General features: G+C 62.0%; 25 protein-coding genes. 11 read left to right on the top strand and 14 right to left on the bottom strand.

Annotated features, from left to right (window positions below; translation table 11 throughout):
• Position 1: 1 nt before the first annotated feature.
• The 6 genes from OX459_RS00665 to OX459_RS00640 form a co-directional block, all read right to left on the bottom strand.
• Positions 2 to 895, bottom strand: a complete 894-nt coding sequence (locus OX459_RS00665; RefSeq protein WP_099666367.1) for a phosphoribosylaminoimidazolesuccinocarboxamide synthase — start codon at positions 893 to 895, stop codon at positions 2 to 4.
• Between the two features lie 104 nt (positions 896 to 999).
• Positions 1,000 to 2,064, bottom strand: coding sequence for a class II fructose-bisphosphate aldolase (fba, locus tag OX459_RS00660; RefSeq protein ID WP_289903317.1), 1,065 nt, complete (start codon positions 2,062 to 2,064; stop codon positions 1,000 to 1,002).
• A 180-nt stretch (positions 2,065 to 2,244) separates the two neighbouring features.
• Entirely contained in the window at positions 2,245 to 3,693 is a 1,449-nt protein-coding gene (gene pyk, locus OX459_RS00655; RefSeq protein WP_099666366.1) for a pyruvate kinase, read from the bottom strand.
• 113 nt (positions 3,694 to 3,806) lie between these two features.
• The gene (locus OX459_RS00650) at positions 3,807 to 5,018 is read right to left on the bottom strand and encodes a phosphoglycerate kinase (RefSeq protein WP_099666365.1); all 1,212 of its coding nucleotides are present in this window, start codon (positions 5,016 to 5,018) and stop codon (positions 3,807 to 3,809) included.
• Positions 5,019 to 5,095: 77 nt separating this feature from the next.
• On the bottom strand, positions 5,096 to 5,446 hold the full coding sequence (locus tag OX459_RS00645) for an AzlD domain-containing protein (RefSeq protein WP_099666364.1): 351 nt from the start codon (positions 5,444 to 5,446) through the stop codon (positions 5,096 to 5,098).
• On the bottom strand, positions 5,439 to 6,173 hold the full coding sequence (locus OX459_RS00640) for an AzlC family ABC transporter permease (RefSeq protein WP_289900146.1): 735 nt from the start codon (positions 6,171 to 6,173) through the stop codon (positions 5,439 to 5,441). Before OX459_RS00640 ends, OX459_RS00645 begins: the two co-directional genes overlap by 8 nt.
• A 258-nt stretch (positions 6,174 to 6,431) precedes the next feature.
• On the opposite strand from OX459_RS00640, the gene OX459_RS00635 reads away from it, so the two are divergent.
• From OX459_RS00635 to OX459_RS00620, 4 genes are all read left to right on the top strand, one after another.
• Entirely contained in the window at positions 6,432 to 6,626 is a 195-nt protein-coding gene (locus OX459_RS00635) for a zinc-finger domain-containing protein (protein WP_034780619.1), read from the top strand.
• 74 nt (positions 6,627 to 6,700) lie between these two features.
• Positions 6,701 to 7,126 (top strand): nuclear transport factor 2 family protein, encoded by a 426-nt coding sequence (locus OX459_RS00630; protein ID WP_034780622.1) that lies wholly within the window; start codon positions 6,701 to 6,703, stop codon positions 7,124 to 7,126.
• Positions 7,126 to 8,151: an alpha/beta fold hydrolase gene (locus OX459_RS00625; RefSeq protein ID WP_289903316.1), complete on the top strand. Its 1,026-nt coding sequence runs from the start codon at positions 7,126 to 7,128 to the stop codon at positions 8,149 to 8,151. The genes OX459_RS00630 and OX459_RS00625 overlap by 1 nt, the downstream gene beginning before the upstream one ends.
• Complete coding sequence (locus tag OX459_RS00620) at positions 8,144 to 8,734, top strand: DUF2946 family protein (RefSeq protein WP_289903315.1); 591 nt, start codon at positions 8,144 to 8,146, stop codon at positions 8,732 to 8,734. The genes OX459_RS00625 and OX459_RS00620 overlap by 8 nt, the downstream gene beginning before the upstream one ends.
• Positions 8,735 to 8,737: 3 nt before the next feature.
• Here the strand turns inward: OX459_RS00620 and OX459_RS00615 are convergent, their stop codons facing one another.
• Entirely contained in the window at positions 8,738 to 10,246 is a 1,509-nt protein-coding gene (locus OX459_RS00615; RefSeq protein ID WP_289904800.1) for a M48 family metalloprotease, read from the bottom strand.
• 277 nt (positions 10,247 to 10,523) lie between these two features.
• Here OX459_RS00615 and moaC point away from each other — a divergent pair, with 277 nt between their 5' ends.
• Positions 10,524 to 11,030, top strand: a complete 507-nt coding sequence (gene moaC / locus OX459_RS00610) for a cyclic pyranopterin monophosphate synthase MoaC (protein WP_289903313.1) — start codon at positions 10,524 to 10,526, stop codon at positions 11,028 to 11,030.
• Positions 11,031 to 11,042: 12 nt separating this feature from the next.
• Here moaC and OX459_RS00605 read toward each other — a convergent pair whose 3' ends face one another.
• Positions 11,043 to 11,420, bottom strand: a complete 378-nt coding sequence (locus OX459_RS00605; protein ID WP_354004616.1) for a DUF6713 family protein — start codon at positions 11,418 to 11,420, stop codon at positions 11,043 to 11,045.
• A gap of 163 nt (positions 11,421 to 11,583) precedes the next feature.
• Between OX459_RS00605 and OX459_RS00600 the strand changes: the two genes are divergently transcribed.
• The gene (locus OX459_RS00600; protein WP_251350124.1) at positions 11,584 to 12,306 is read left to right on the top strand and encodes a flagellar brake protein; all 723 of its coding nucleotides are present in this window, start codon (positions 11,584 to 11,586) and stop codon (positions 12,304 to 12,306) included.
• 21 nt (positions 12,307 to 12,327) lie between these two features.
• Here the strand turns inward: OX459_RS00600 and OX459_RS00595 are convergent, their stop codons facing one another.
• From OX459_RS00595 to recA, 6 genes are all read right to left on the bottom strand, one after another.
• Entirely contained in the window at positions 12,328 to 12,792 is a 465-nt protein-coding gene (locus OX459_RS00595) for a pilin (protein WP_289903312.1), read from the bottom strand.
• Positions 12,793 to 13,006: 214 nt separating this feature from the next.
• Positions 13,007 to 13,888: a succinate--CoA ligase subunit alpha gene (gene sucD, locus OX459_RS00590; RefSeq protein ID WP_034746085.1), complete on the bottom strand. Its 882-nt coding sequence runs from the start codon at positions 13,886 to 13,888 to the stop codon at positions 13,007 to 13,009.
• A 13-nt stretch (positions 13,889 to 13,901) separates the two neighbouring features.
• Complete coding sequence (gene sucC, locus OX459_RS00585) at positions 13,902 to 15,071, bottom strand: ADP-forming succinate--CoA ligase subunit beta (protein ID WP_034788653.1); 1,170 nt, start codon at positions 15,069 to 15,071, stop codon at positions 13,902 to 13,904.
• Positions 15,072 to 15,149: 78 nt separating this feature from the next.
• Positions 15,150 to 15,710: a DUF2889 domain-containing protein gene (locus tag OX459_RS00580; protein ID WP_077408684.1), complete on the bottom strand. Its 561-nt coding sequence runs from the start codon at positions 15,708 to 15,710 to the stop codon at positions 15,150 to 15,152.
• A gap of 516 nt (positions 15,711 to 16,226) precedes the next feature.
• Positions 16,227 to 16,682, bottom strand: a complete 456-nt coding sequence (gene recX / locus OX459_RS00575) for a recombination regulator RecX (RefSeq protein WP_251350122.1) — start codon at positions 16,680 to 16,682, stop codon at positions 16,227 to 16,229.
• 138 nt (positions 16,683 to 16,820) lie between these two features.
• On the bottom strand, positions 16,821 to 17,927 hold the full coding sequence (gene recA, locus OX459_RS00570; RefSeq protein WP_071321836.1) for a recombinase RecA: 1,107 nt from the start codon (positions 17,925 to 17,927) through the stop codon (positions 16,821 to 16,823).
• A 240-nt stretch (positions 17,928 to 18,167) separates the two neighbouring features.
• On the opposite strand from recA, the gene OX459_RS00565 reads away from it, so the two are divergent.
• The 5 genes from OX459_RS00565 to OX459_RS00545 all read left to right on the top strand — a co-directional run bounded on the left by OX459_RS00565 (position 18,168) and on the right by OX459_RS00545 (position 24,959).
• A complete protein-coding gene (locus tag OX459_RS00565; protein ID WP_034746066.1) occupies positions 18,168 to 18,902 on the top strand; it encodes a response regulator transcription factor in 735 nt (244 codons plus the stop codon).
• Complete coding sequence (locus OX459_RS00560; RefSeq protein WP_289903310.1) at positions 18,899 to 20,431, top strand: sensor histidine kinase; 1,533 nt, start codon at positions 18,899 to 18,901, stop codon at positions 20,429 to 20,431. Before OX459_RS00565 ends, OX459_RS00560 begins: the two co-directional genes overlap by 4 nt.
• Positions 20,424 to 20,738: a DUF4212 domain-containing protein gene (locus OX459_RS00555; protein ID WP_289903309.1), complete on the top strand. Its 315-nt coding sequence runs from the start codon at positions 20,424 to 20,426 to the stop codon at positions 20,736 to 20,738. Before OX459_RS00560 ends, OX459_RS00555 begins: the two co-directional genes overlap by 8 nt.
• On the top strand, positions 20,735 to 22,783 hold the full coding sequence (locus OX459_RS00550) for a sodium:solute symporter family protein (RefSeq protein WP_289903308.1): 2,049 nt from the start codon (positions 20,735 to 20,737) through the stop codon (positions 22,781 to 22,783). Before OX459_RS00555 ends, OX459_RS00550 begins: the two co-directional genes overlap by 4 nt.
• 88 nt (positions 22,784 to 22,871) lie before the next feature.
• Positions 22,872 to 24,959: a prolyl oligopeptidase family serine peptidase gene (locus OX459_RS00545; protein WP_289903307.1), complete on the top strand. Its 2,088-nt coding sequence runs from the start codon at positions 22,872 to 22,874 to the stop codon at positions 24,957 to 24,959.
• The last annotated feature ends 33 nt before the right edge of the window (positions 24,960 to 24,992 follow it).

Below are 24,992 nucleotides of genomic sequence, written 5' to 3'. Positions count from 1 at the left end.
CTCAGGCCTTCAGCTTCTCGCCCGTCAGGCGTTCGATGGCTTCGAAGTACTTGGCCTGGGTTTTTTCGATGACGTCGGCCGGCAGCGCCGGCGCCGGCGCGGTCTTGCCCCAGGTCAACGTTTCCAGATAGTCGCGCACGAATTGCTTGTCGAACGACGGCGGCGAAATGCCTGGCTGGTAGGAATCGGCAGGCCAGAAGCGCGACGAGTCGGCCGTCAGCACTTCATCCATCAGATGCATGACGCCGTTGTCGTCCAGGCCGAATTCGAACTTGGTGTCGGCGATGATGATGCCGCGCGTGGCCGCATATTCGGCAGCCGTCTTGTACAGGGCAATGGCGACGTCGCGCATTTTGGCGGCCAGCTCGGCGCCGATGCGCTCTTCCATTTCAGCAAAGCTGATGTTTTCGTCATGCTCGCCCAGCTCGGCCTTGGCTGCCGGGGTGAAGATCGGCTCCGGCAGTTTTTCCGCCTGTTGCAAGCCCGCTGGCAAGGCGATGCCGCAGATGCTGCCCGTGTCCTGATAGTCCTTCCAGCCCGAACCGATGATGTAGCCGCGCACGACCGCCTCGACCATGATCGGTTTCAAACGCTTGGCCACCACGGCGCGGCCTTGCACTTGCTCCACTTCCTCTGGCGCCACCACGGATTCCGGCGCCACGCCGGTCAGGTGGTTCGGCACGATGTGGCCCAGTTTCTCGAACCAGAAATCGCTCATCTGGTTGAGGACCTTGCCTTTGCCGGGGATAGGCTCGTTCATGACGACATCGAAGGCCGACAGGCGGTCCGTGGTGACGATCAGGATCTTGTCGTCGCCAACGGCGTAGTTGTCGCGGACCTTGCCGTGGCCCAGCAATGGCAGGGAGTGGATGGAAGTCTGATAGAGGCTGTTCATAGCGGGGGAATAGTTGGATGAAACGAAACCGGCAGGCAGGGGGTGCCCGCTGGTCGAGAAAATCGGGCACGGAGCATTGCTTCCGGCCCGTTCCAGACAGAATTTTACTTCACAATTTGCGACAGCTCGCCGGCCTTGTAGCGCTCGGCCATTTTTTCCATCGTGATGACCTTGATTTTCGACGCCTGGCCTTCGCAGCCGAACGCCTGCATGCGCGCACGCACGATTTGCTCGGCGGCGGCACGGGCTGGCTTCAGGAAGTCGCGCGGGTCGAATTTCGACGGGTTCTCGAACAGATACTTGCGCACGGCAGCCGTCATCGCCAGGCGGATGTCGGTGTCGATGTTGATCTTGCGCACGCCGTGACGGATGCCTTCCTGGATTTCCTCGACTGGCACGCCGTAGGTTTCCTTCATGTCGCCGCCGAATTCGCGGATGATGGCCAGCAATTCCTGCGGCACCGACGACGAACCGTGCATCACCAGGTGGGTGTTCGGGATGCGCGCGTGGATTTCCTTGATGCGGTCGATGGCCAGGATGTCGCCCGTCGGCTTGCGGGTAAACTTGTACGCGCCGTGCGAGGTGCCGATGGCGATCGCCAGGGCGTCGCACTGGGTGCGCTGCACGAAGTCGGCCGCTTGCGCCACGTCCGTCAGCAGTTGCTCGCGGGTCATGGTGCCGTCGGCGCCGTGGCCGTCTTCCTTGTCGCCCTTCATGGTTTCCAGCGAACCGAGCACGCCCAGTTCCGCTTCCACCGTCACGCCGATGGCGTGCGAGAATTTCACCACTTCACGCGACACTTCCACGTTGTATTCGTAGGAAGCGACCGACTTGCCGTCCGCTTCCAGCGAACCGTCCATCATCACGGAAGTAAAACCCGAGCGGATGGCGGCCATGCAGACGGCCGGCGACTGGCCGTGATCCTGGTGCATGACGACGGGAATGTGCGGATACGCTTCGACGGCCGCGTCGATCAGGTGGCGCAGGAACGCTTCACCGGCGTACTTGCGCGCGCCAGCGGACGCTTGCATGATCACCGGGCTGTTCAGCGCATCGGCGGCAGCCATGATGGCTTGCACTTGCTCCAGGTTGTTGACGTTGAAAGCAGGAATGCCATAACCGTTTTCGGCGGCATGGTCCAGCAGTTGACGCATGGATACGAGAGACATGGTAATACTCCAGATAACAATAGAAACCGTTGCGGCGCTTCGCGGTGGTCAATAACCGCGGCGGCGCCTGAATTCTTTCAACTAAATTAGAACGTCCAACAAACTGCTCAGGGCTAGGCGCGTTGCCGAAGGCAGTACAACTAGTACGACTAGGCAATGCAACAACGCCCTGGGCAGTTTTTACTCGAATTCGCCTACCTTCACAATCTTCAAGGCATTCGTGCCGCCCACCTGCCCCATCGGCTCGCCCCAGGTGACGACGATCATGTCGCCCTTGCGGACGATGCCCTGCGCCACCAGCAGCTCTTCCGCCTGCTTCAGCACTTGCGCGCTGGGGGCGTTCTGCATCAGATGATACGCCCGAACATTGCGGTACAGCGCGGCTTTGCGCAAAGTGGTGACACTGGGCGTGAGCGCATAGATCGGCGTGTCGATACTGTGGCGGCTCATCCACAAGGCGGTGGAACCGGATTCCGTCAGCGCCACGATGGCTTTGACGCGCAGGTGATGGGCCGTGAACAGCGCGCCATACGCGATCGACTGGTCGATGCGGGTAAACGTGACGTTGAGGAAATCGGCATCGAGCTTGTTGTATTCGGACTGTTCCGCTTCCACGCAGATGGCGGCCATCATTTCCACCGTCTCGATCGGGTACTTGCCCGAGGCCGTTTCGGCCGACGTCATGACGGCGTCCGTGCCATCGAGCACGGCATTGGCCACGTCGGACACTTCCGCGCGGGTCGGCACGGCGTTGACGATCATCGATTCCATCATCTGAGTTGCCGTAATGGCAATCTTGTTCGACGCGCGCGCCATCTTGATCATGCGTTTCTGCAAGGCCGGCACGGCCGCATTGCCCACCTCGACCGCCAGGTCGCCGCGCGCCACCATGATGCCGTCGGACGCGTCGAGAATCTCTTGCAGGGCAGGAATGGCTTCCGCGCGCTCGATCTTGGCGATCATCATCGGCTTGTGGTGGTACGGTTCGCCGGCGATATTGGCCAGCTGGCGCGCCATTTCCATGTCGGTCGCACATTTCGGGAAGGAAATAGCCAGATAGTCGGCCTGGAAACTCATGGCCGTCTTGATATCTTCCATATCCTTGGCCGTCAGCGCGGGCGCGGACAGGCCGCCGCCCTGGCGGTTGATACCCTTGTTGTTCGACAACTCGCCGCCAATCTTGACGGTGGTGTGGATTTCGCTGCCGTGGATGCGTTCGACGATCAGCACGATGAGGCCGTCGTTCAGCAGCAGCACGTCACCCTTGTGCAAGTCGCGCGGCAGGGCCTTGTAGTCGAGACCGACACGCTCCTGGTTGCCCAGTTCGCCGTTTTCGCCCCACTTGGCGTCGAGGATGAACTTGTCGCCCGCTTCCAACTGGATGCGGGAATTTTCAAACTTGCCGACGCGAATCTTCGGCCCTTGCATGTCGGCCATGATGGCCACTTCGCGGCCGCACTCGGCCGCCGCCAGGCGCACCAGCGCCGCGCGGTCGATATGGTCTTGCGCCTTGCCGTGGGAAAAATTCAAGCGCACCACGTCGACGCCCGCGCGTATCATCTTCACCAGGATATCGAAGTCGGTGGAAGCGGGGCCGATTGTTGCTACGATTTTTGTACCGCGTGGCATAGGAGTCCTTGTGCGCGAGCGAAGGTGAGCAAGACCTGGCGGCTGAACCGCCCGGCAAGGTAAAAGCGCAGCGATCAGGCTGCGCTTGGTACTGAATTGCTGACGGTAGCGCCTTAAGCGGCGCGTTGCATCAGGATTTCAACGGCGGGCAAAGTCTTGCCTTCCAGGAACTCCAGGAAAGCGCCGCCGCCCGTCGAGATATAGCTGATTTTATCGGTAATGTCGTATTTGGCAATCGCCGCCAGGGTGTCGCCACCGCCAGCGATCGAGAAAGCTTTCGAATCGGCAATGGCCAGGGCCAGGGTCTTGGTGCCGTTGCCGAACTGGTCGAATTCGAACACGCCGACGGGGCCGTTCCACACGATGGTGCCGGCGGCGCCGATTTGCTGCGCCAGCAAGGCCGCCGTTTTCGGGCCGATATCGAGGATCATGTCGTCGTCCGCCACGTCGGCCACGTCCTTGACGGTGGCAACGGCCGTGGGCGAGAATTCCTTGGCGCACACGACATCGACGGGAATCGGCACTTGCGCGCCGCGCTTGGCCATGATGTCGATGATGGCTTTCGCTTCCTCGACAAGTTCCGCTTCCACCAGCGACTTGCCGACATTCAAGCCGACAGCTTTCATGAAGGTGTTGGCGATGCCGCCGCCGACGATCAGGTTATCGACCTTGTCGGACAGGGCTTTCAGGATGGTCAGCTTGCTCGATACTTTCGAACCAGCAACAATGGCCAGCAGCGGACGGGCTGGCGCGTGCAGCGCCTTGCCCAATGCATCGAGTTCGGCGGCCAGCAGCGGGCCGGCGCAGGCGACGGGCGCGAACTTGGCGATGCCGTGCGTGGACGCTTCGGCGCGGTGCGCCGTACCGAACGCGTCATTGACGTAGATATCGCACAATTTGGCCATTTTTTGCGCCAGCTCATCGCTGTTTTTCTTTTCGCCCTTGTTGACGCGCACGTTTTCCAGCAGGACGACCTGGCCGGCAGCCAGGTTTTCCAGGCCGGCGCCATCGACCCAGTTTTGTTTCAATGCAACTTCCTGGCCCAGCAGCTCGGACAGGCGTGCCGCCACGGGCGCCAGGCTGTCGGCCGGCTTGAACTCGCCTTCCGTCGGGCGGCCCAGGTGCGACGTCACCATGACGGCGGCGCCAGCGTCCAGCGCGGCGCGGATGGCCGGCACCGAGGCGCGGATGCGCGTATCTTCGGTGATCTTGCCACTGTCATCTTGCGGGACATTCAGGTCGGCGCGGATAAACACGCGCTTGCCTTGCAGTGCATTTTGGGCGATCAAATCTTGCAGACGGATGAAGTTGAGAACAGCTGACATGGCGATCCAGATGACGAGTGGAAGGAAGTGCGCTATTTTACCGCAATGACCAGAGCAAATCCCCGATTTGTCCTGCTTTACTGAAAAACGTGCAACAGTCGCAAGCCCGTGAAAACCAGCATGCCAAACACGATGGTTTGCAGCATATTGCGGCGAATCACAAAAAAGAGCGTGGCGGCAATACCGGACAAGAGTTTCAAATTCGACAATTCGAAGTGCACCTGCTGCCCCTCCATCAGCATGTCGGGCGCGATGATGGCGGCCAGCGCGCAGGCCGGCGCATAGCGCAGCATCTCGCCCACGCGGCGCGGAATGGTGATGTGATGGCCGATCAGCCAAAAGGTGCTGCGCGTGGCCGCTGTCGCCACCACCAGCACGGCGATGGCGATCCACACGTCGGCCCTGCCCCAGTCTATGCCGTCAAACATGGCGTTTTGTCCATTTCTCTGTCAATTCTTCCACGGCCATGGCGCTGACCATGCCCACCAGCACGGCCACCAGCAAGCCCAGTTTATATGGCAGGCCATAGGCCAGCACGGCCACCGCACCCGCCACCAGCACGCCGCACAGGGCCGCGCGGCTGAGGATCAGCGGCACCGTCACGCACAGGATCGCCAGGGTGCCCGCAAAACCCAAGCCCCATTCGGCCGGCACGACGGCGCCCAGCACGATGCCGATGAAGGAACCGATTTGCCAGGCCAGCCAGTTGGGATAGATCAAGCCTTTCAGGAAAGGCAGCTTGGCCGGGTCCGGCGTTTCGTGCGGATAGCGCTGCAGGAACAGGCCCACCGTGATGTCGCCCGCCACATAGCCGAGCCCAAAGCGCTGGCGCCACGGCAGATGGGAAAAATGGGGCGCCAGCAGCACGGAAAAGATGACAAAACGCAAATTGACGACGAGGGCCGTGGCGAAGATCACCCACACGGGCGCATGCGCGGCCAGCAGCGGCAAGGATGCGAGCTGGGCCGAGCCGGCAAAGACAAACAGGGTCATGGCCCCCGCCTGCGCTACAGTCAAGCCGCTTTTCACCATGGCCACGCCCACCACCATGCCCCAGGCGGCGATGCCCAGCAGGGTGGGCGCACCCAGGTTCAGGCCGGCGCGCCAGGCATCTTTCAGCAGGGCGTCGTCCTTGGCGGCCAGGACGGCGTTCACGCGGCGCTCCGGCAGACGTACTGTGGTAACTGCACAACAATGGTGCGTGGCGACAAGGGTGACAACGGCGATACCGGCAAGGCAAATCCAGTCAGTGTGGCGCTGCAGCTGCCATATTTCCGTAAAAACCCGCGCCGCAGCCGAAGATGATCGAGCCGCCATTTTAGCCATGATTTTTGCTGTCTGCCTGAATCCGTTAAAATCGTGGTTTTGGCAGCAGCCGACTTCCTTCCATACAGCCTCACGGAGCATGACAAGATGACAAAAACCACCCAGCCAGCGGTCGAACTCGACAGTAAAGACTTGCCAGCCCACTGCCCTAACCCGGCCATGCCGCTGTGGTCGTCGCATCCGCGTGTGTTCCTGGAATTCAACAAGGACGGTATCGCCAAGTGCCCGTACTGCGGCACGGCCTATACCCTGAAGGAAGGCGCCAGCGCCGGCCATCATTAAACTGCCCAGCGGCGCGCCCCCAGCGCGCCGTTTTCATTTACACAGCTAGCTGTACCGCTCAAGCCGGAGTCGTCATGAAACGTCTGAAAGAACTCAATGGCAGCGCCGCGGAAGTCGAAGCGGCGTTCTACGATGCCTTGCACCGCGCCGACCTCGAAGCGCTGATGGCGCTGTGGGCCGACGATGAAGAGATCGTCTGCATCCATCCGGGCGGCGCGCGCCTGATCGGCCATGCCGCCATCCGCGCCTCGTGGGAAACCATCCTGGCGGGCGGCGGCCTGCACATCGTGCCGGCGCAGCTGCATGAAACGCACAACCTGATGAGTTCGGTGCACACGGTGATCGAAGGCGTCACCCAGGAAGAAGGCGGTCCAGCGCATCTGCTGGCGACGAATGTGTACGTGAAAACGCCGCGCGGCTGGCGCATCGTGCTGCACCATGCCTCGATCGCGCCGGGCGGCGCGCCGGCCGACGCCACGGGGGCGCAGATCCTGCACTGATGTCTTTGTCTCTTTCCTATACTGCCCCGCTCTGGCTGCCTGGCGGCCACGCGCAGACGATTTATCCGGCCGTGTGCCTCGCCAAGCCGGCCGTGGCCTTCCGCCGCGAACGCTGGCAAGCGCCCGATGGCGACTTCGTCGACGTCGACCTGGTCGACGGTCAGCCGGGCCAGCCCTTCGTGGTGCTGTTCCACGGCCTGGAAGGCTCGTCGAACAGCCATTACGCGCGCGCCCTGATGGCCGAGGTGGCCGCGCGCGGCTGGTCGGGCGCCGTGCCGCATTTCCGCGGCTGCTCGGGCGAAGCCAACCTGGCGCCGCGCTTCTACCACTCGGGCGATGCGCAGGAAGTGGACTGGGTCGTGCGCACACTGCGCCCGCGCGCCACCGGCAAGTTTTACGCGGCCGGCGTCTCGCTGGGCGGCAATGCCCTGCTGTGCTGGCTGGGCCAGTCGCAGCACCAGGCCGATTTCGTCGATGCGGCGGCGGCCGTGTCCGCCCCCCTTGATCTGGCGCAAGGGGGCAAGGCCCTGTCTTCCGGCGCCAACCGGCTCTACACGCGCATGTTCCTGAACACCTTGAAACCGAAATGCCTGGCCAAGCTGGAACAGTTTCCCGGCCTGTTTGCGCGCGACGCCATGCTGGCCGCGCGCGACTTGCACGCCTTCGACGACGTCGTCACGGCGCCCCTGCACGGCTACCGCGACGCCGACGATTACTGGCACCGCGCCAGCGCCAAGCACGTCTTGCCGGACATCACCGTGCCGACCCTGGTACTGAATGCGCAAAATGATCCTTTCCTGCCCGGACGCTTCTTGCCGCGCAACGCCGCGCCGACGGTCACACTCGAGTATCCGCGCCACGGCGGCCACGTCGGCTTTGCGGCAGGCAAGTTGCCGGGAAGCACACGCTGGCTGCCGCAGCGCCTGATCCACTTTTTTGAAGGCGGCAACACGGCGCCATCGGCGCCGCAAACCTGTCACGCTGGCGATGCGCGCACTCACACGGAAAACGCTACACATGGATGAACTCGTCAAACAGGCCCTGGCCAAATGGCCGAACGTGCCCCACTGCTACGGCTGGCTGGGCCTGGACGCGCGCGGCCACTGGCGCATGCGCGACCAGCAGGCGCAACAGCAACAACTGCCGGGCGACAAGATCGCCCACGCCGCCCTGTTGAGCTTTATCAACCGCAATTACGCCCAGGACGAACGCGGTTGCTGGTTTTTCCAGAATGGCCCGCAGCGCGTGTACGTGAATCTGGAAGCGACGCCCTACATCGCCCGCAGCGACCCGCAGCACGGTTTTGTCTTGCAGACGGGTGCGCCGCTGGCGGCCATCGATGCCGCCTGGCTGTGCGACAACGGCGCGCTGATCCTGCGCCACGGCGACATCGTCGCGCAGGTGGATGACCGCGACATGGCCCAGGTGCTGCCCGCGCTGCGCATCGACGGCCGGCAAGCCAGCGACGACGCCCTGCTGGCATGGCTGGAAGAACAGCGGGGCAAGCTGACTCTATTGCATGCCGGCAAGGAGATTGCCGTGCAGCCGCTGGCCTATGCCGGCGTAGCGCAAACCTTCGGCTTCCAGCAGGCGCCGCAAGCCGGGTAAGCGCTAACCCTTCTGGTCCTTGATCTGTTCGCGGCGTTTCTCCTGCAACTCGCGCTCGCGCGCATCGATCACGGCCTGGTCATAAAAGGTCGCGTCCGTCGATTTGCGGGCGATCGTCAGCTGGTCCAGCGCGGCCATGGTGGCACCCTGCAGCACGTAGGATTCGGCCAGCGCCATGTGCTGCAAGGTCATCTTGCCCTGGTCCGCATAGGCTTTCGCCAGTAAATCATACAGTTCCGGCTCTTCCTTGTAGAGCTGCACCTGCTCGCGCAAATACAGCGTGGATTGCTCCAGCTTGCCGGCAGCCATCAGCGCTTCCGCATACTGGTGGGCAATGCCGCGCGACAGGGGAAACTGCTGGCGCGCAGCGTCCGCCGCCTTCAGGGCCTGCTGCGCCACTTCCTTCTTTTGCGCCGGCATCAACAGCACTTCCAGCCCCATCGCCGCCAGCAGCGAATTGGGGCCCTGCGTGCCGCCCGACGTCAGTACATTCGGCCCGGCCGGCTGGTGCAGGGCGGCATTGGCCGCATCGAGTTCCTTTTGCGCTTCCGCAGGCTTGCCCTGCTTGACGGCGACGAAAGACAGGCCGTAATGGGCGGCCGTCACCTGGAAACGGCTTTGCTGTTCCAGCTGCGTCTTGAAGAGGGCCTTGGCGTTCAACAAGCCTTGCACGCTCTCATCCTGCAGCACGCGGGCGCGGGCCCGGGCCAGGTGGAAACTCAGGCTGTCGGCACGCTGCTTGTACGGCTGCTCGCGAATGCGCGCCTGGATGTCGGCGATGCGTTCGGTCGTCAGCGGGTGGGTCTGCAGATAGGCGGGCATCAGGTCGCTGTACGAACGGTTGGCCGCCTGCATGCGGCCGAAAAAGGCCACCATGCCGGTGGTGTCGAAACCGGCTTCGCCCATGATCTGGAAACCGATGCGGTCCGCCTCGCGTTCGGCGTCCCGACCGAAATTGAGCTGGCGCTGGATGGCCAGGCCCTGGCCGGCAGCAAACACGCCCATGGCCACGTCGCCGCCCGCACGCGAAGCGAGCGCAGCCAACAACATGGCGGCCAGCGGCATCAGGGCATCCTGGCGCTGCTGGCCCAGCATGCGCGCGATATGGCGCTGCGCCACATGGCCGATCTCGTGCGACAGCACGGAAGCCAGTTCCGCCTCCGTTTGCGCCGCCAGCACCAGGGCCGAGTGCACGCCGATGAAGCCGCCCGGCAAGGCAAACGCGTTCAACTGGGGATCGCGCACGGCAAAGAAAAAATAGTCGTAATTCGTTTCGCCGCGCACGCTGGGGCGCGCCGCCACGAGGGCGTTGCCGAAGGTATTCAGGTATTCCAGCAAGGGCGCATCGTCGAGGTAGTCTCGGTCGCCGCGGATGCCGCGCATGATTTCCTCGCCAATCTTGCGCTCCATCGCCGGCGACAGGTCTTCGCGCGACGTATCGCCCAGGTTCGGCAGATTCGGCGCCGGCGGCACGGCCAGCGGCGTCCAGCTGCCGGCCGGCTTGGCCGCCACGCCGGCAACCGGCGCCGCGGGCGCGGAGGTATAGGTTTGCGCCAGCGTACAGGGTGCCGCCAGCCACAATGCAGCCAGCACCGACGCGCGCCGGGAGCTGCGCAGCCATGCCGCGCCGGCGTTTTCAAGGACGATCGGAAGAAGAGTTTTTGAATTCACGGGTGCTATCATACCTTGTTCGCGGCGCCCATTCCCACGCAACAAGCATGCGCCATGCCAGTGGCATGGCGTGGTGGCCAGGCGTGCCGCGCCCCCACTCCTCACCTATTTTGACGCCATGACAACAGCAGACAAGCAAGCCCCCGCCGGGGAACTGACCCATTTCGACGCCACGGGCCAGGCCCATATGGTCGACGTGGGCAGCAAGGAAGACATGCGCCGCAGCGCCGTGGCCGCCGGCACCATCCGCATGCAGCCCGCCACCCTGGCCTTGATTATTTCGGGCAACGCCAAGAAGGGCGACGTACTGGGCATCGCCCGCATCGCCGCCATCATGGGCGCCAAGCGCACCAGCGACCTGATTCCCCTGTGCCACCCGCTGGCCCTCACGCGCGTCACCGTCGATTTTGAAGTGGACGAGGCGGCCAACAGCGTGCACTGCCGCGCCCAGGTTGACACGACGGGCAAGACGGGCGTGGAAATGGAAGCGCTCACTTCCGTGCAAATCGGCTTGCTGACGATCTACGACATGTGCAAGGCCGTCGACCGGGGCATGGTCATGACGAACGTGCGCGTGCTGGAAAAACATGGCGGCAAGTCGGGCGACTGGCACGCCGAGGTGTAAGACGCCACCGCTTCAGGCGGGCACTGGCCGCGTCACCTTGACGCGGCGCAAATCGCGCAACAGCCACACGGCGCATGCCAGGCACAGCACGATAATAGCCACGGATAGGGGCAAGTGGAACTGTTCCTGCCCTGCCAGCGCGAAGCCGGCGTGGATCAAACACGTTCCCACGCCCAGCGCGGCGCAGATGCCCGCATACAGGGTCGCCTGCGGGGTGGCCAGCAGCACGTGCCGGTAACCGGCAAGCACCAGGGCAATCGCCGCCAGGTTAAACACCAGAAAACCCTGCACGCCGCCCGGCACATGAAACATCTCCCACTCTTTCCAGTAGGCAGCGTCGATTTGATGCAAGATCAAGAACAACATGGTCCAGAAGTAGCTTCGCGGCATAAGATTTACATTCGTTAATATTGATGCAATTGTAAAGCCTGAATCCTGCACCGGCACGCGCGCATGGCATTTTTCGATGCCAATATGAATTTCATTGATATAAATGCTTTTTCATCAAGAAATCATGCATACTGCGAGTCGACCATATCCAGATGAGCATCGCATGACTAGCAACAAGCCCGCCGCGGAAAGCAAGCTCCAGGACTTCGAATTCGAGGCCATGAATCTGCAGGTGGGTGGACGCATCCAGTTCATCACGCACCGCACCATCAAACCCATCCAGCATTTCTCGACTCTGATCGGCTATGTGAAAGATGAGTACCTGATCGTCAAGATTCCCATGGAAAACGGCGCCGCCATCATGCTCAACGAGGGCGACAAGCTGACCATCCGCGTGTTTTCCGGCGTCACCGTGTGTTCGTTTTCCTGCAGCGTGCTGCGCATCTTTGGCCGTCCGCTCAATTATGTCCACCTGAGCTTTCCCGACGCCATCCAGGGCACCAGCCTGCGCACGGCCATGCGCGTCAAAGTGGACATCCCGGCGCAGCTCAGCTACCGCGATGTGGCGGCCGTGCCCGTGTTCATCGTCAACCTCAGCGTTTCGGGCGCGCTGATCGAGGCGCCCAGCATGCTCACGCCGGACGACGACGGCGTGGCCCTCAGCTTTACCCTGCTGGTGCAGCCGAACAAGCATCAGATGCGCGTCAACACGCGCGCGCGCATCCAGAATGTCAGCGTGGGCAAGCCATCGAATGGCCACGCCGCCGAGGTGGCGGAAATCTATACGTATGGCGTGCAATTCATCGACCTGGAACCGACCCACTACACCTTGCTGCAAAACCTCACCTATGAAGCGCTGATCGCGGACCGGCAAAAAATCGTCTGACACCCTGCCGGCAAGCCTTGCTTACAGGGTCGGCGTCACGTCGGGAATGTTGTTTTTGGTAATCGCTTCCTTCGCTGCCGCATTCGTGACGGTGGTGCTATTGAACCAGGTCAGGCTGCTCGTGCCCGGCTTCATGGTCATCGTCACGGTTTGTCCACCGATACCCGTGCCCAGGTCGGCCGCCAGGGTCAGCTCGATATTACCCTTGTCGACCTTTCCGCTCGCCACTTCGCGCGTCGGGCTGAACAAGGGGATAGCACTGGGCACGGCCTGGGTGGGCGTGCTGCAGGCGGTAGCCAGCCCGCCGTTTTCCTGCACGCACAGAGCCACGGCCGTTTTCAACGGGGCGGCGGCCGCCAGTACATTACTGACCTTGGCCCGCATCGTGTAGTCGCCATACTGGGGAATGGCCACGGCCGCCAGTATGCCGGCGATGGCCACCACGATCATCAGTTCTATCAGGGTAAATCCGCTTTGCGCGCGCATCGTATCCTCCCATTGTGCATTGCTCACGCCGTGCATGGTGCAAGCGCCATGCCAGCGGCGCGCCCGGGCAGCGGCGATGCACGTGGAAAGAAAAGCGACACATTTGGGCCGGTTCGGACCAGCGCCGTCGTCCCGGGCCGGGATGCGGCCTGTCTTGCGGACAAAAAAAAAGGAGCCGAAGCTCCTTTCTTGTACTGCGGTAAGCCGGCTGAGATTACAGCATGGCTTTCAGCAGACGCGCCATTTCCGACGGGTTTTTGGTGACAGTGATGCCGCAAGCTTCCATGATTTCCAGCTTGGCTTGTGCCGTATCGGCACCGCCCGAGATCAGCGCGCCGGCGTGGCCCATGCGCTTGCCTGGAGGAGCCGTTACGCCAGCGATGAAGCCGACGACCGGTTTTTTCATGTTGTCTTTGATCCAATAAGCCGCGTTGGCTTCGTCCGGACCGCCGATTTCGCCGATCATGATGACCGCGTCGGTATCTGGATCGTCATTGAACATCTTCATGATGTCGATGTGCTTCAGACCGTTGATCGGGTCGCCGCCGATGCCGACTGCCGACGATTGGCCCAGGCCCAGTGCGGTCAGCTGACCCACTGCTTCATAGGTCAGGGTGCCCGAACGCGAAACCACGCCGATACGGCCCTTCTTGTGGATGTGACCTGGCATGATGCCGATCTTGATTTCGTCTGGCGTGATCAAGCCTGGGCAGTTAGGGCCCAGCAGCAGGGTTTTGCTGTTGGCTTTGGCCATGCGGTCTTTCAAAGCCATCATGTCGCGGACAGGAATGCCTTCGGTGATGCAAATGGCCAGATCCATTTCAGCTTCGACAGCTTCCCAGATCGCCGCTGCCGCGCCTGCTGGCGGCACGTAGATGACGGAAACGTTGGCGCCGGTTTCTTTTTTCGCTTCGGTGACGTTAGCGAAAATAGGAATGCCTTCGAAATCTTCGCCGGCTTTCTTCGGGTTCACGCCTGCCACGAAGGCAGCTTTGCCGTTCGCGTAGTCGCGGCAACCGCGGGTGTGGAACTGGCCGGTCTTGCCGGTGATCCCTTGGGTAACAACTTTGGTATCTTTATTGATCAGAATGGACATGTTGATTCCTTAATTAAGCTTGACCGGCAGCGGCGGCAACGACGCTCTTGGCTGCATCTTCCATGGTGTCGGCTGCGATGATAGGCAGACCGGAATCGGCCAGCATCTTTTTGCCCAGATCTTCGTTGGTGCCCTTCATGCGCACCACCAGCGGTACGTTCAGCGAAACGGCTTTTACCGCGGCGATAACGCCTTCGGCGATCACGTCGCAACGCATGATGCCGCCGAAAATGTTCACCAGGATGGCTTTCAGGCCTGGGTTTTTCAGCATGATCTTGAACGCTTCGGTCACTTTTTCTGCCGTGGCGCCGCCGCCGACGTCCAGGAAGTTGGCTGGCTCGCCGCCGAACAGTTTGATCGTGTCCATGGTGGCCATGGCCAGGCCGGCGCCGTTCACCAGGCAACCGATGTTGCCGTCGAGCGAGATGTAGGCCAGGTCGAATTTCGACGCTTCGATTTCAGCTGGATCTTCTTCGTCCAGGTCGCGCAGGGCGATGATTTCCGGGTGACGGAACAGGGCGTTCGGGTCAAAGTTGAACTTGGCGTCCAGGGCGATGACTTTGCCGCTGCCGGTGACGATCAGCGGATTGATTTCGGCCAGCGAGCAATCGGTTTCCCAGTATGCTTTGTACAGGCCTTGCAGGTTGACGCGGGCGTCGACGATGGAACCGGCAGGCACGCCGATTTTGGTCGCGATGTCGTCTGCCTGGGCATCGGTCAGGCCAACGCTTGGCTCGATGGTGACGTGGTGGATCTTCTCTGGGTGGCTCTCGGCCACTTCTTCGATGTCCATGCCGCCTTCGGACGACGCCATCAGGACGATTTTCTGGGTGACGCGGTCGGTGACCAGCGAAACGTACAGTTCTTGCTTGATGTCGGCGCCTTCTTCCACCAGCAGGCGGTTGACTTTCTGGCCTTCGGCGCTGGTCTGATGCGTGATCAGCTGCATGCCCATGATCTGGTCAGCGTATTCCTTGACCTGTTCCATCGATTTTGCCACTTTCACGCCGCCGCCCTTGCCGCGGCCACCTGCGTGGATCTGCGCCTTGACAACCCACACCGGGCCGCCCAGGGTTTCCGCAGCCTTGACGGCCTCTTCGACGGACATGCACGGAATACCGCGTGGTACCGTCACTCCGAATTGCCGGAGGATTTCTTTGGCTTGATACTCATGGATTTTCATGCTGGCTTCCCTTCTGATACTGATGTGTAAAAATACGGTTAGTGGTGCAAAAAAAACAGGAAAAACAGAGCGCCGGGGTCACGCTTTGGCTACCCAGCGCGGGTAATACTGTGCAACTGCCCCGCCATCGGTGCGCAGGGCGTGGCATTTGTCGAGTTGAAACGGCTTTTCATGCGACAAGTCAGCATTCGCACCGTCACGGGTCGACCAGACATCGCCGGCAAATGCCTGAACCGTCGCAGTCGGCAAGACTTGCGCCAGTTCGGTCAAATGGGTACAGCCGGCGATTCCCGCCAGGCGCTGTTTCAAGTCGCGGCGGAAATTCTTCAATAAATTCAGACCGATCAGCGCTCTGTAAGCGGGGCCGATGGTATCGCAAAAACCGGGATAGGGCACGGCATCGGAGGCGGCTTCGGCCTCGACGATGGTCAGTTCGCGATCGACGGTAATGCGTAAGTGGAGGTCATGCAGAGGGGAGCCGGCGGGACGGGGGCCGGAGGCCAGGGTCGCGTCATAGCTTTTGATATCGGTGATACGGGCGTCAATATCCCACAGGCCGTCGTCGCGCACATACGCTTGGACGTCGATAACGCGAGAGTGCCGGAGGGCGCGCCGGGATACGGGAGTTGACAGGGGCATAAGACCGATGCCGCTTGCGCGGCCATAATTTAGTAAGCAGCCATGTGCCTAAAGCACTCTGTTCGCAGCTTCTACGAACAGCAACCGCACCTGCGGCGCCGCAAAAACCCTAAAAGTGTAGCACACTGGGCGCTGGTTGCGCCGCAACATAATTTTTCATTGCCTCGATAAAAACATTTCAAAGTATAAAGAAAGCACATGGAAATTTACGCTGTTATCACATTCAGTGATGATAGATATGTGCACCTGGGGCCGCGAGCCGTATCCAGTTGCCGCCACCGCGCCGAGATCGCACGGCGCAGGCAGCGCTCACGACGTGCAGCGCAACAATACGCCGCTGGCTTGACAGGGCGATGACAGAAGCAGAATCCTGCAAAGAAAACATGGACAAACAGCAAGGCCGACTGGCCCGCGCACGCAAGCAAGGCATCGTGCGGACTGTTGTAGATGGAACACAGCGCGGCCAGAGCGGGCCGGCCGGCACGGCACGAAAGCACGCAGAAGCGCGCCAGCCGCCTAGTCGTCCTCGGGCTCCCGCCCCTTCAAGGCCGCTTGCACGGCGCGCTGCGAAAAGCCGCGCTGCATCAGAAAGCGCATCTGCTTGTTGCGCTGCTCGGCATCTTGCGCCACTGCACCAAATTTGCGGCGCCACACTTCGCAGGCGCGCGCCACTTCCCCTTCGGCCAGGCCCGCCTTGAGTTCCTGCAGCGCCTCGCCCCCAATGCCATGGCTTTGCAATTCCGCCATGATGCGGCTATTGCCAAAGCGGGCCGAACGGCGGTGGATCAACGACTCGGAAAAACGCTCCTGCGACAGCCAGTTGGCTTGCTCCAGGCTGTCGAGCAAGGCTTCCACATCATCGCCTTCCTGCGCATGGCGCTGCAGCTTGCGCCGCAATTCCATGCGGCTGTGTTCGCGCATCGACAGAAAGCGTAGCGCCCTGCCCTTCAGGCTTAGTTGTACCCCTGCCATACCTGTATCCCATCTTTACCACACCGGACTGAAAACACAATTGCCGCCAGGCGCACAGGCGCAGGGCGGCAATCATTGTAGAACTTTTTTATGCGGCAAGCTGCCGCCGGCGGGCCAGGCTGGCCCCGCCACTGTCGCTTACTCGGCGGCCTTGGCTTCCGCAGCCTTGGCAGCCTTGTCGGCAGCTTTATCCGCTTTTTCCGGCTTTTCAGCAGCCAGCGGCGGCAGTTCGCGCACGCCCAGCGAAGCGCGGACCTTGTTTTCGATCTCGCGGGCCAGCGCCGGACGCTCTTGCAGGAAGGCGCGGGCGTTGTCCTTGCCCTGGCCGATGCGTTCGCCGTTGTAGCTGTACCACGAACCGGATTTTTCCACGATCTTGGCATCCGAGCCCAGGTCCAGGATTTCGCCTTCGCGCGAGGTGCCGGCGCCGTACAGGATGTCGAAGTGCGCTTCCTTGAACGGCGGCGCGATCTTGTTCTTGACGACCTTGACCTTGGTTTCGTTGCCGATCACTTCATCGCCGGACTTGATCGAGCCGGTACGGCGGATATCCAGGCGCACGGAGGCGTAGAATTTCAGTGCATTGCCGCCAGTGGTCGTTTCCGGGCTGCCGAACATCACGCCGATCTTCATGCGGATCTGGTTGATGAAGATGACCAGGGTATTCGTGCGGTTGATGGAGCCGGTCAGCTTGCGCAGGGCTTGCGACATCAAACGGGCTTGCAAGCCTGGCAGGGAATCGCCCATGTCGCCTTCGATCTCGGCGCGTGGCGTCAGTGCGGCCACGGAGTCGATGACGACGAGGTCGACGCTGCCCGAACGCACGAGGGCGTCGCAGATTTCCAGCGCCTGCTCGCCCGTATCCGGTTGCGAGATCAGCAGTTCATGCAGGTTCACGCCCAGCTTTTGCGCGTAACCGACGTCGAGCGCGTGCTCGGCATCGATAAAGGCGCAGGTGCCGCCCAGTTTTTGCATTTCAGCAATGGTTTGCAGGGTCAGGGTGGTTTTACCCGACGATTCCGGACCGTAGATCTCCACCACGCGGCCGCGCGGCAAGCCGCCCACGCCCAGCGCGATATCGAGGCCGAGCGAACCGGTCGACACGACTTGCACTTCTTCGATCGGTGCGCTGGCATCCATGCGCATGACCGAACCTTTGCCAAACTGCTTCTCGATCTGCGCCAGTGCGGCGGCGAGCGCCTTGGCTTTTTCCGATGCGGGTACTACAGCTTTTTTATCGTCCATATGTTCTTTCAGCCGTTCTACAGTCGACGATTCACGTGAATCGGTCGGCCTGCGATAGCGCCAGTGGGTTAAATTCTTTACACAGACAGTACTGTATAAAAAAACAGTGATCAATGCAAGCGGAACGTGGATTTGTTTTGAAACAGATCAATACAACCCTGTTTTTCACAAAAATTCGCCACCTTGCGGAAAATGAAACACAATACAAGCTTCTACCGTCGCAAGCATAGGAAGTGCACCATGCGTATTTTACTTGCCGAAGATGACAGCGTGCTGGCCGATGGCCTGACCCGCTCGCTGCGCCAGTCCGGTTATGCGATCGATTACGTCAAGACCGGGCAAGAGGCCGATACGGCCCTGTCCACCCAGGAATTCGACTTGCTGATCCTCGACCTGGGCTTGCCCAAGATGTCCGGGCTGGAAGTGCTGCGCCGCCTGCGCGCGCGCGCCTCGCTGCTTCCCGTGCTGATCCTGACGGCCGCCGATTCCATCGAGCAACGCGTGAATGGCCTCGACCTCGGCGCCGATGATTATATGGCCAAGCCGTTCGCCTTGTCGGAACTGGAGGCAAGAGTGCGCGCCCTGACGCGCCGCGGCGCCGGCGGCGGCGCCACCATCATCAAGCACGGCCCCCTCAGCTACGACCAGGTGGGGCGCAGCGCCTACATCAACGACCAGATGCTGGACCTGTCGGCGCGCGAACTGGGCTTGCTGGAAATCCTGCTGGGCCGCACGGGCCGCCTCGTTTCAAAAGAGCAACTGGTCGACCACCTGTGCGAATGGGGCGAAGAAGTGTCGAACAACGCCATCGAAGTGTATGTCCACCGCTTGCGCAAGAAGATCGAAGTGGGCGGCGTGCGCATCGCCACCGTGCGCGGCCTCGGATACTGCCTGGAAAAATACTCGGAAGCGGCGCGCCTGAACGCCGAAGCGGGCGAATCGGCAAGCCCGGCCAGCGGACCCGCCAGCAAGTGAAGGTGCGCGAGGCGCCAGCGGACGAGGCGGACGACGACGACTGGTTCGAGCCGCCCACCACGGAGCAGGATGACACCATCGAGCATTCGCTGTTCGGCGAAATCCTCGACTGGATGCTGGCGCCCTTGCTGCTGCTGTGGCCGATGAGCATCGCCATCACCTATCTGGTGGCCAAGAGCATCGCCAATCAACCGTTCGACCATGCGCTGGAAGACAGCGTGACGGTGCTGACGCAACAGGTCAAGCAAGCCGATGGCGCGATGCTGCGCCACGTGCCGGACAAAAACGGCAAGGGCCGCGACTTCCTGCGCGGCGACGATGTCGACACCCTGTATTACCTGGTGGTGGGCCCGCGCGGCGAATACCTGAACGGCGACCGCGATCTGCCGCCGCCGCAAGACCCCGACAAATACCGCAGCGGCATGGTGCTGTTTCGCAACGACACCATCCACGGCACGCCCGTGCGCGTGGCGTTCAGCTATCTCGACATTCCTTCCGGCAACGATGATGAACCCAGCCGCGCGCTGGTGCAAGTGGCGGAAACCCTGGAAAAGCGCGCCCAGCTGGCCAATGAAATCATCAAGGGCGTGATTTTGCCGCAGTTCATCATCCTGCCCGTGATCCTGGCCCTGGTCTGGTTTGCCCTGGCGCGCGGCCTGTCGCCGCTGGCGCAATTGCAGGAACGCATACGCGCCCGCCCGCCCGACGATCTATCGCCCATCGAATCGGGCCAGGTGCCCGAAGAAATCACGCCGCTGGTCGGTTCGCTCAACGAGATGCTGGCGCGGCTGTCGCTGTCGATCGACATGCAGAAACGTTTCATCGCCGATGCCGCGCACCAGATGAAAACGCCGCTGGCCGGCATGCGCATGCAATCCGAGCTGGCCCTGCGCCAGACCGACCACGACGAAATCCACCGCTCGCTGCTGCAACTGGCGAAAAGTTCGGAAGCGGCCACGCGCCTGGTCAACCAGTTGCTGGCCCTGGCGCGCGCGGAAAACCAGCCGCAGGCAGGCACGGCGTTCGAGCCGATCGAGCTGAGCGAACTGGCGCGTGGCGTGGTGCAAGACTGGGTGCAAGCCTCGTTTGCCCAGCATATCGACCTGGGCTTCGAGCAGCCCGCGTATTCGATCTTGATTTCCGGCAATGCCATGATGCTGCGCGAGCTGCTGAGCAACCTGATCGACAATGCCTTGCGCTACACGCCGGCTGGCGGCAGCGTCACGGTGCGCGTGCGCAGCACCCTGGAACTGGCCATCCTGGAAGTGGAAGATACGGGCCCCGGCATACCGCAAGCGGAGCGGGCCCACGTCTTCGAACGCTTTTACCGCATTCTCGGCAGCAATGTCGACGGTAGCGGACTGGGCCTGGCCATCGTGCGCGAAATTGCTCAGCAGCATGGCGCCGAAGTCGATATTTTTAACAATCCGCGCGCGCAGTCGCCGAAGCTGCCGGGCACCCTGCTGCGCCTGAGCATCGCCCTGCTGTTGCCGGATGCGCCAGAAGAGGATGACATCACGTATGGATAAGCCGAGCCCACCCGCTCCTCCCGCGCGGCCGGCGCGCACGCCCAGCCCCGAGCTGCAGGCGCGCCTCGATGTGCACTGGCGCAAGACGCGGAGCCTGACGGCCATCCTGCTGCTGGTCTGGCTGCTGACGGGCTTCCTGACCGTGTTCTATGCGCGCGAACTGTTGCATTTGAATCTGTTCGGCTGGCCGCTGCCCTTCTATATGGCGGCCCAGGGCGCCTCGCTCGTGTACCTGGCCATCATCGCCTTGTATGCCTGGCGCATGCGGCGCCTCGACCGGGCTTTTCATGCCGAGGAGCAAGCATGAGCGGCCAGCGCAGCTTCTTTGCGCGCCTGTGCCGCTACTACCTGCTGTTTACCGCCGGTTTCGCCGCCTTCCTGCTGGCCCTGTCGGTACTGGAACAGGAAGGCATGCCGCGCGCGTGGATCGGCTACCTGTTCATGCTCGTCACCATCACCCTGTACGCCACCATCGGCGTCATCAGCCGCACCTCGAACGTCACCGAATACTATGTGGCGGGGCGCCGGGTGCCGGCCATGTTCAACGGCATGGCCACGGCCGCCGACTGGATTTCGGCGGCCAGCTTCATCAGCCTGGCCGGCGGCCTGTACCTGAACGGCTTCGACGGCCTGGCCTTCATCATGGGCTGGACGGGCGGCTATTGCCTGGTGGCGCTATTGATCGCGCCCTACCTGCGCAAGTTCAGCCAGTACACGATTCCCGATTTCCTCGCTGCCCGCTACGGCAGCGGCACCGACAAACGGGGCGCCAGCGTGCGCGTGGTGGCCGTGGCCGCCACCATCATCGTGTCGTTTACGTATGTGGTGGCGCAGATCTATGCCGTCGGACTGATCGCCTCGCGCTTCACGGGCGTGGATTTTTCCGTCGGCATCTTCCTGGGCCTGGCCAGCATCCTCGTCTGCTCCTTTCTAGGCGGCATGCGCGCCATCACCTGGACGCAGGTGGCGCAGTACATCATCATCCTCGTCGCCTTTCTGATTCCCGCCATGTGGCTGTCGGTCAAGCATGCGGACAATCCCGTGCCGCAGATCGCCTACGGCAAGGTGCTGCCGCAACTGAGCGCGCGCGAACACGTGCTGGAAACGGACCCAAAAGAAAACGAAGTGCGCGCCATCTTCCGCCAGCGCGCGCAAAGCTACCAGGCGCGCATCGACGGCTTGCCCGCTTCCTGGGAACAAGGCCATCTGACGGCCCAGCGCCAGCTCGATAGTTTGCGCCAGCGCAATGCCTCGCTGTTCGACATCCGCAACGCGGAGCGCTACCTGATCGCCTATCCAAAAAGTCCGGACGAGGCACGCGTGCTGTGGCAGGCGGCACAGGCGCAGAACCAGAAACGCGCCGAACCGATCATTCCGCACGCGCAGCCATTCCCCGCCGCCGACCGGGAACAATCCGACATCAAGCGCAACAATTTCCTGGCCCTCGTGTTCTGCATGATGCTGGGCACGGCCGCCCTGCCCCACATCCTGATGCGATCCTACACCACGCCGTCCGTGCACGAAACACGCGTCTCCGTCTTCTGGACCCTGTTCTTCATCTTGTTGATCTACCTCACGATTCCCGCACTGGCCGTGCTGGTCAAGTACGATATTTACTCGGCGCTGGTGGGCACGCAATACACGAACCTGCCCACCTGGGTATCCTACTGGGCCAACGTGGACAAGCTCAGCCCCCTGATCAGCATCGTCGACGTCAACCGCGACGGCATCGTGCAGCTGGCGGAAATTTCCATCGACGCCGACGTGCTGGTACTGGCCACGCCCGAGATCGCCGGCCTGCCCTACGTGATTTCCGGCCTGGTGGCGGCCGGCGGGCTGGCTGCCGCCCTGTCGACGGCCGATGGCTTGCTGCTGGCCATCTCCAACGCCCTGTCGCACGACATTTATTACAAGGTGGTCGATCCCACCGCCTCGACGCAAAAGCGCGTGACGATCTCGAAATTGCTGCTGCTGGCCGTGGCCTTCATCGCCGCCTATGCGGCCTCGCAAAAGCCGGCGGACATTTTGTCGCTCGTGGGCGTGGCCTTTTCCCTGGCCGCCTCCACCCTGTTTCCGCCGCTGGTGCTGGGCGTGTTCTGGAAACGCGCCAACCACCAGGGCGCGCTGGCCGGCATGCTGGCGGGCTTTGGCGTGTGCCTGTATTACATGCTGCACACGAGCACCATGCTGGGCGGTAATGCCAGCGGTCAATGGTTTCATATCGCGCCCATTTCCGCCGGCATCTTCGGCGTGCCGGCCGGCCTGACTGCCGCCATCCTGGTCAGCTGGCTGACACCGGCACCGGGACGCCGCAGCACGGGGCTGGTCGAGCATATCCGGGCACCGGAATAACACCTTGCTGGTTGAAACGTCCAAACAATGATACCTTCAAGAAATAGTGCATAAATAGATAGCTTATTTACTATTTCCTGGAGGCGGAATGACACCCAGCAACATCACTTTGGCCCGTCGTACGGCACTCATCCGCGCCGCGATGGCCTGCCTGTTGCTGGCCGTCGCATCGACGCCGGCAGCCGCCCAAACGGCAGCCGCCAGCACCTCGGCTGCCGTCCCGTCAAGCATCAGCGCCGCCGCCTTCTTTGACGAAGATCAGATCAGCAGTGTCACGCTGTCGCCCGACGGCAACGCGGTCGCCATCTTGCTGATGGGCGACACCCGGCGCCGGCGTCTGGCCGTGCTCGATGTGGCGAGCCAGTCGGCCAAGGTCGTTGCCAGCTTCAGCGATCTCGACATTGCCAATGTGGAATGGGTCAATGCCAAGCGGCTGGTATTCGATACCAGGGACTCGCAGGTGGCCGATGGCCAGCGCAAATATGCGCCGGGCATGTTCGCCGTCGACCGCGATGGCAGCAATTACCGCCAATTGGCTTCCATGGATGATATCCCGGATGATCCGCGCTTCGCGTCCAGGAAGTTGCCGTCCTCCGTGTATCTGCTGGACCAGTTCGGTACCCAGGATTCCGATGCCATTTATGTCCAGAAAGCCGTCGTGCTCAAGGAGCGCAATGAGAATACGGCGAGGGTCGGACAATTCGACTTGCTGCGCCTCGATACCACTACCCAGCAATGGGAAAAGGTGGCGCCCCCCGCCAAAGGCGTGCTTCACTGGCTGCTCGACCAGCACGGCAAACCGCGCCTGGCTACGGCTGTCGAGGGCCGGCGCAAGACGTTCTACTACCTTGAACAGGACGAGCAGCGCTGGCGTGCCATCGCCAGCCAGGATGTCTACGACAACGAACCTCACGCCATTACGCCGCTGGAATTCGGTCCCGATGGCACCTTGTATGTCAGCAGCCGCAACGGCGCCGACACGCGCGCCCTGTACGCCTATGACCTGGCGGCTGGCCGCGTCACGGGCAAGCCGCTGGTGACGCTGGCAGGCTATGATTTCGACGGCGGCATCCTCACGGACCAGCAACGATTGCTGGGTGTCTACTACACCAATGATGCCACCACCACCGAATGGTTCAGCGCCGACTGGAAGGCGGTGCAGCAAGACATCGACGCGCAACTGCCGGCAACCATCAACCTGATCTCGATGAACGCCAGGGCGGACAGCCTGCAGCTCATCGTGACGGCATATTCGGACCGCCAACCCAGCATCTTCCTGCTCTACAACAAGCAAACCCGTCAATTACAAAAGATCGGTGACGCCCGTCCCGCCATCGAGGCGCGGCACATGGCGCAAACCGACTTGATGACATACCGCGCGCGCGACGGCATGGAGATTCCCGCCTGGCTGACCTTGCCAAAGGGCAGTGGCAAGAAACTGCCGATGGTGCTGTTTGTGCGCGGTGCGCCAGGCGGGAGTAGCAGCCCGTGGCAATGGAAGAGCGAGCGGCAATTTCTCGCTTCGCGCGGCTATGCCGTGCTGCAAGTCGAATTTCGCGGCAGCGGCCGCCGCGGCGACCAGTATTGGCGAGCAGGATGGAAACAATGGGGCCTGGCCATGCAGGATGACCTTGCCGACGGCGCGCGCTGGGCCATCGCGCAAGGCATTGCCGATCCGCAACGCATCTGCATCATCGGCGGCGGCGCCTATGGCGGGTATGCCGCCCTGATGGGCTTGATCAAGGATGGCGATCTGTTCCGTTGCGGCGTGAGCTGGGGCGGCATCACCGACTTGCCGAAAATGTTTACGCAGCACTGGAGCGTCGATCACCGGATGGGAGAGGAAGCAAGACAATACACCATGCCGCAGCGCATCGGCGATCCCGTGCACGATGCCGCCCTGCTCAAGGCCAACTCCCCCATGCATCAGGCCGAAAAGTTGACGCAGCCCCTGCTGCTGGCCTACGGGGGAGCCGACAGCAACGTTCCCGTCTATCAGGGCACGCAATTGCGCGACAAGCTCAAGCAGAGCAATCCGCGCGTCGACTGGCAGTTGTACGCAGAGGAAAGCGGCCGCTGGGGCTTGGCGGCCACGCGCGTGGATTTCTGGCAGCGCGTGGAACAATTCCTCGACAGGAATATCGGAAAAGACAGCCCCCCGGCAAAAAAGGAGTAGGCTGGAGGGCCGTTCCATTTACGAGGAAATCCC

This window comes from Janthinobacterium sp. SUN026 (genome assembly GCF_030397625.1).
GTDB lineage: Bacteria > Pseudomonadota > Gammaproteobacteria > Burkholderiales > Burkholderiaceae_D > Janthinobacterium > Janthinobacterium kumbetense.
Note: the sequence above shows the minus strand (reverse complement) of the source record. Positions and strands in the feature narration are given on the sequence as shown.

Excerpts from the sequence above, each read along its gene's own strand:
- OX459_RS00635 (WP_034780619.1), top strand. The coding sequence starts at position 6,432 with ATGACAAAAACCACCCAGCCAGCGGTCGAACTCGACAGTAAAGACTTG.
- OX459_RS00645 (WP_099666364.1), bottom strand. The coding sequence starts at position 5,446 with ATGTTTGACGGCATAGACTGGGGCAGGGCCGACGTGTGGATCGCCATC.
- recX (WP_251350122.1), bottom strand. The coding sequence starts at position 16,682 with ATGGCAGGGGTACAACTAAGCCTGAAGGGCAGGGCGCTACGCTTTCTG.
- OX459_RS00650 (WP_099666365.1), bottom strand. The coding sequence starts at position 5,018 with ATGTCAGCTGTTCTCAACTTCATCCGTCTGCAAGATTTGATCGCCCAA.
- pyk (WP_099666366.1), bottom strand. The coding sequence starts at position 3,693 with ATGCCACGCGGTACAAAAATCGTAGCAACAATCGGCCCCGCTTCCACC.
- OX459_RS00620 (WP_289903315.1), top strand. The coding sequence starts at position 8,144 with ATGGATGAACTCGTCAAACAGGCCCTGGCCAAATGGCCGAACGTGCCC.
- OX459_RS00625 (WP_289903316.1), top strand. The coding sequence starts at position 7,126 with ATGTCTTTGTCTCTTTCCTATACTGCCCCGCTCTGGCTGCCTGGCGGC.
- OX459_RS00580 (WP_077408684.1), bottom strand. The coding sequence starts at position 15,710 with ATGCCCCTGTCAACTCCCGTATCCCGGCGCGCCCTCCGGCACTCTCGC.
- OX459_RS00565 (WP_034746066.1), top strand. The coding sequence starts at position 18,168 with ATGCGTATTTTACTTGCCGAAGATGACAGCGTGCTGGCCGATGGCCTG.
- OX459_RS00605 (WP_354004616.1), bottom strand. The coding sequence starts at position 11,420 with ATGCCGCGAAGCTACTTCTGGACCATGTTGTTCTTGATCTTGCATCAA.
- OX459_RS00550 (WP_289903308.1), top strand. The coding sequence starts at position 20,735 with ATGAGCGGCCAGCGCAGCTTCTTTGCGCGCCTGTGCCGCTACTACCTG.
- OX459_RS00555 (WP_289903309.1), top strand. The coding sequence starts at position 20,424 with ATGGATAAGCCGAGCCCACCCGCTCCTCCCGCGCGGCCGGCGCGCACG.
- OX459_RS00600 (WP_251350124.1), top strand. The coding sequence starts at position 11,584 with ATGACTAGCAACAAGCCCGCCGCGGAAAGCAAGCTCCAGGACTTCGAA.
- sucC (WP_034788653.1), bottom strand. The coding sequence starts at position 15,071 with ATGAAAATCCATGAGTATCAAGCCAAAGAAATCCTCCGGCAATTCGGA.
- moaC (WP_289903313.1), top strand. The coding sequence starts at position 10,524 with ATGACAACAGCAGACAAGCAAGCCCCCGCCGGGGAACTGACCCATTTC.
- OX459_RS00595 (WP_289903312.1), bottom strand. The coding sequence starts at position 12,792 with ATGCGCGCGCAAAGCGGATTTACCCTGATAGAACTGATGATCGTGGTG.
- sucD (WP_034746085.1), bottom strand. The coding sequence starts at position 13,888 with ATGTCCATTCTGATCAATAAAGATACCAAAGTTGTTACCCAAGGGATC.
- OX459_RS00630 (WP_034780622.1), top strand. The coding sequence starts at position 6,701 with ATGAAACGTCTGAAAGAACTCAATGGCAGCGCCGCGGAAGTCGAAGCG.
- fba (WP_289903317.1), bottom strand. The coding sequence starts at position 2,064 with ATGTCTCTCGTATCCATGCGTCAACTGCTGGACCATGCCGCCGAAAAC.
- OX459_RS00665 (WP_099666367.1), bottom strand. The coding sequence starts at position 895 with ATGAACAGCCTCTATCAGACTTCCATCCACTCCCTGCCATTGCTGGGC.
- OX459_RS00545 (WP_289903307.1), top strand. The coding sequence starts at position 22,872 with ATGACACCCAGCAACATCACTTTGGCCCGTCGTACGGCACTCATCCGC.
- recA (WP_071321836.1), bottom strand. The coding sequence starts at position 17,927 with ATGGACGATAAAAAAGCTGTAGTACCCGCATCGGAAAAAGCCAAGGCG.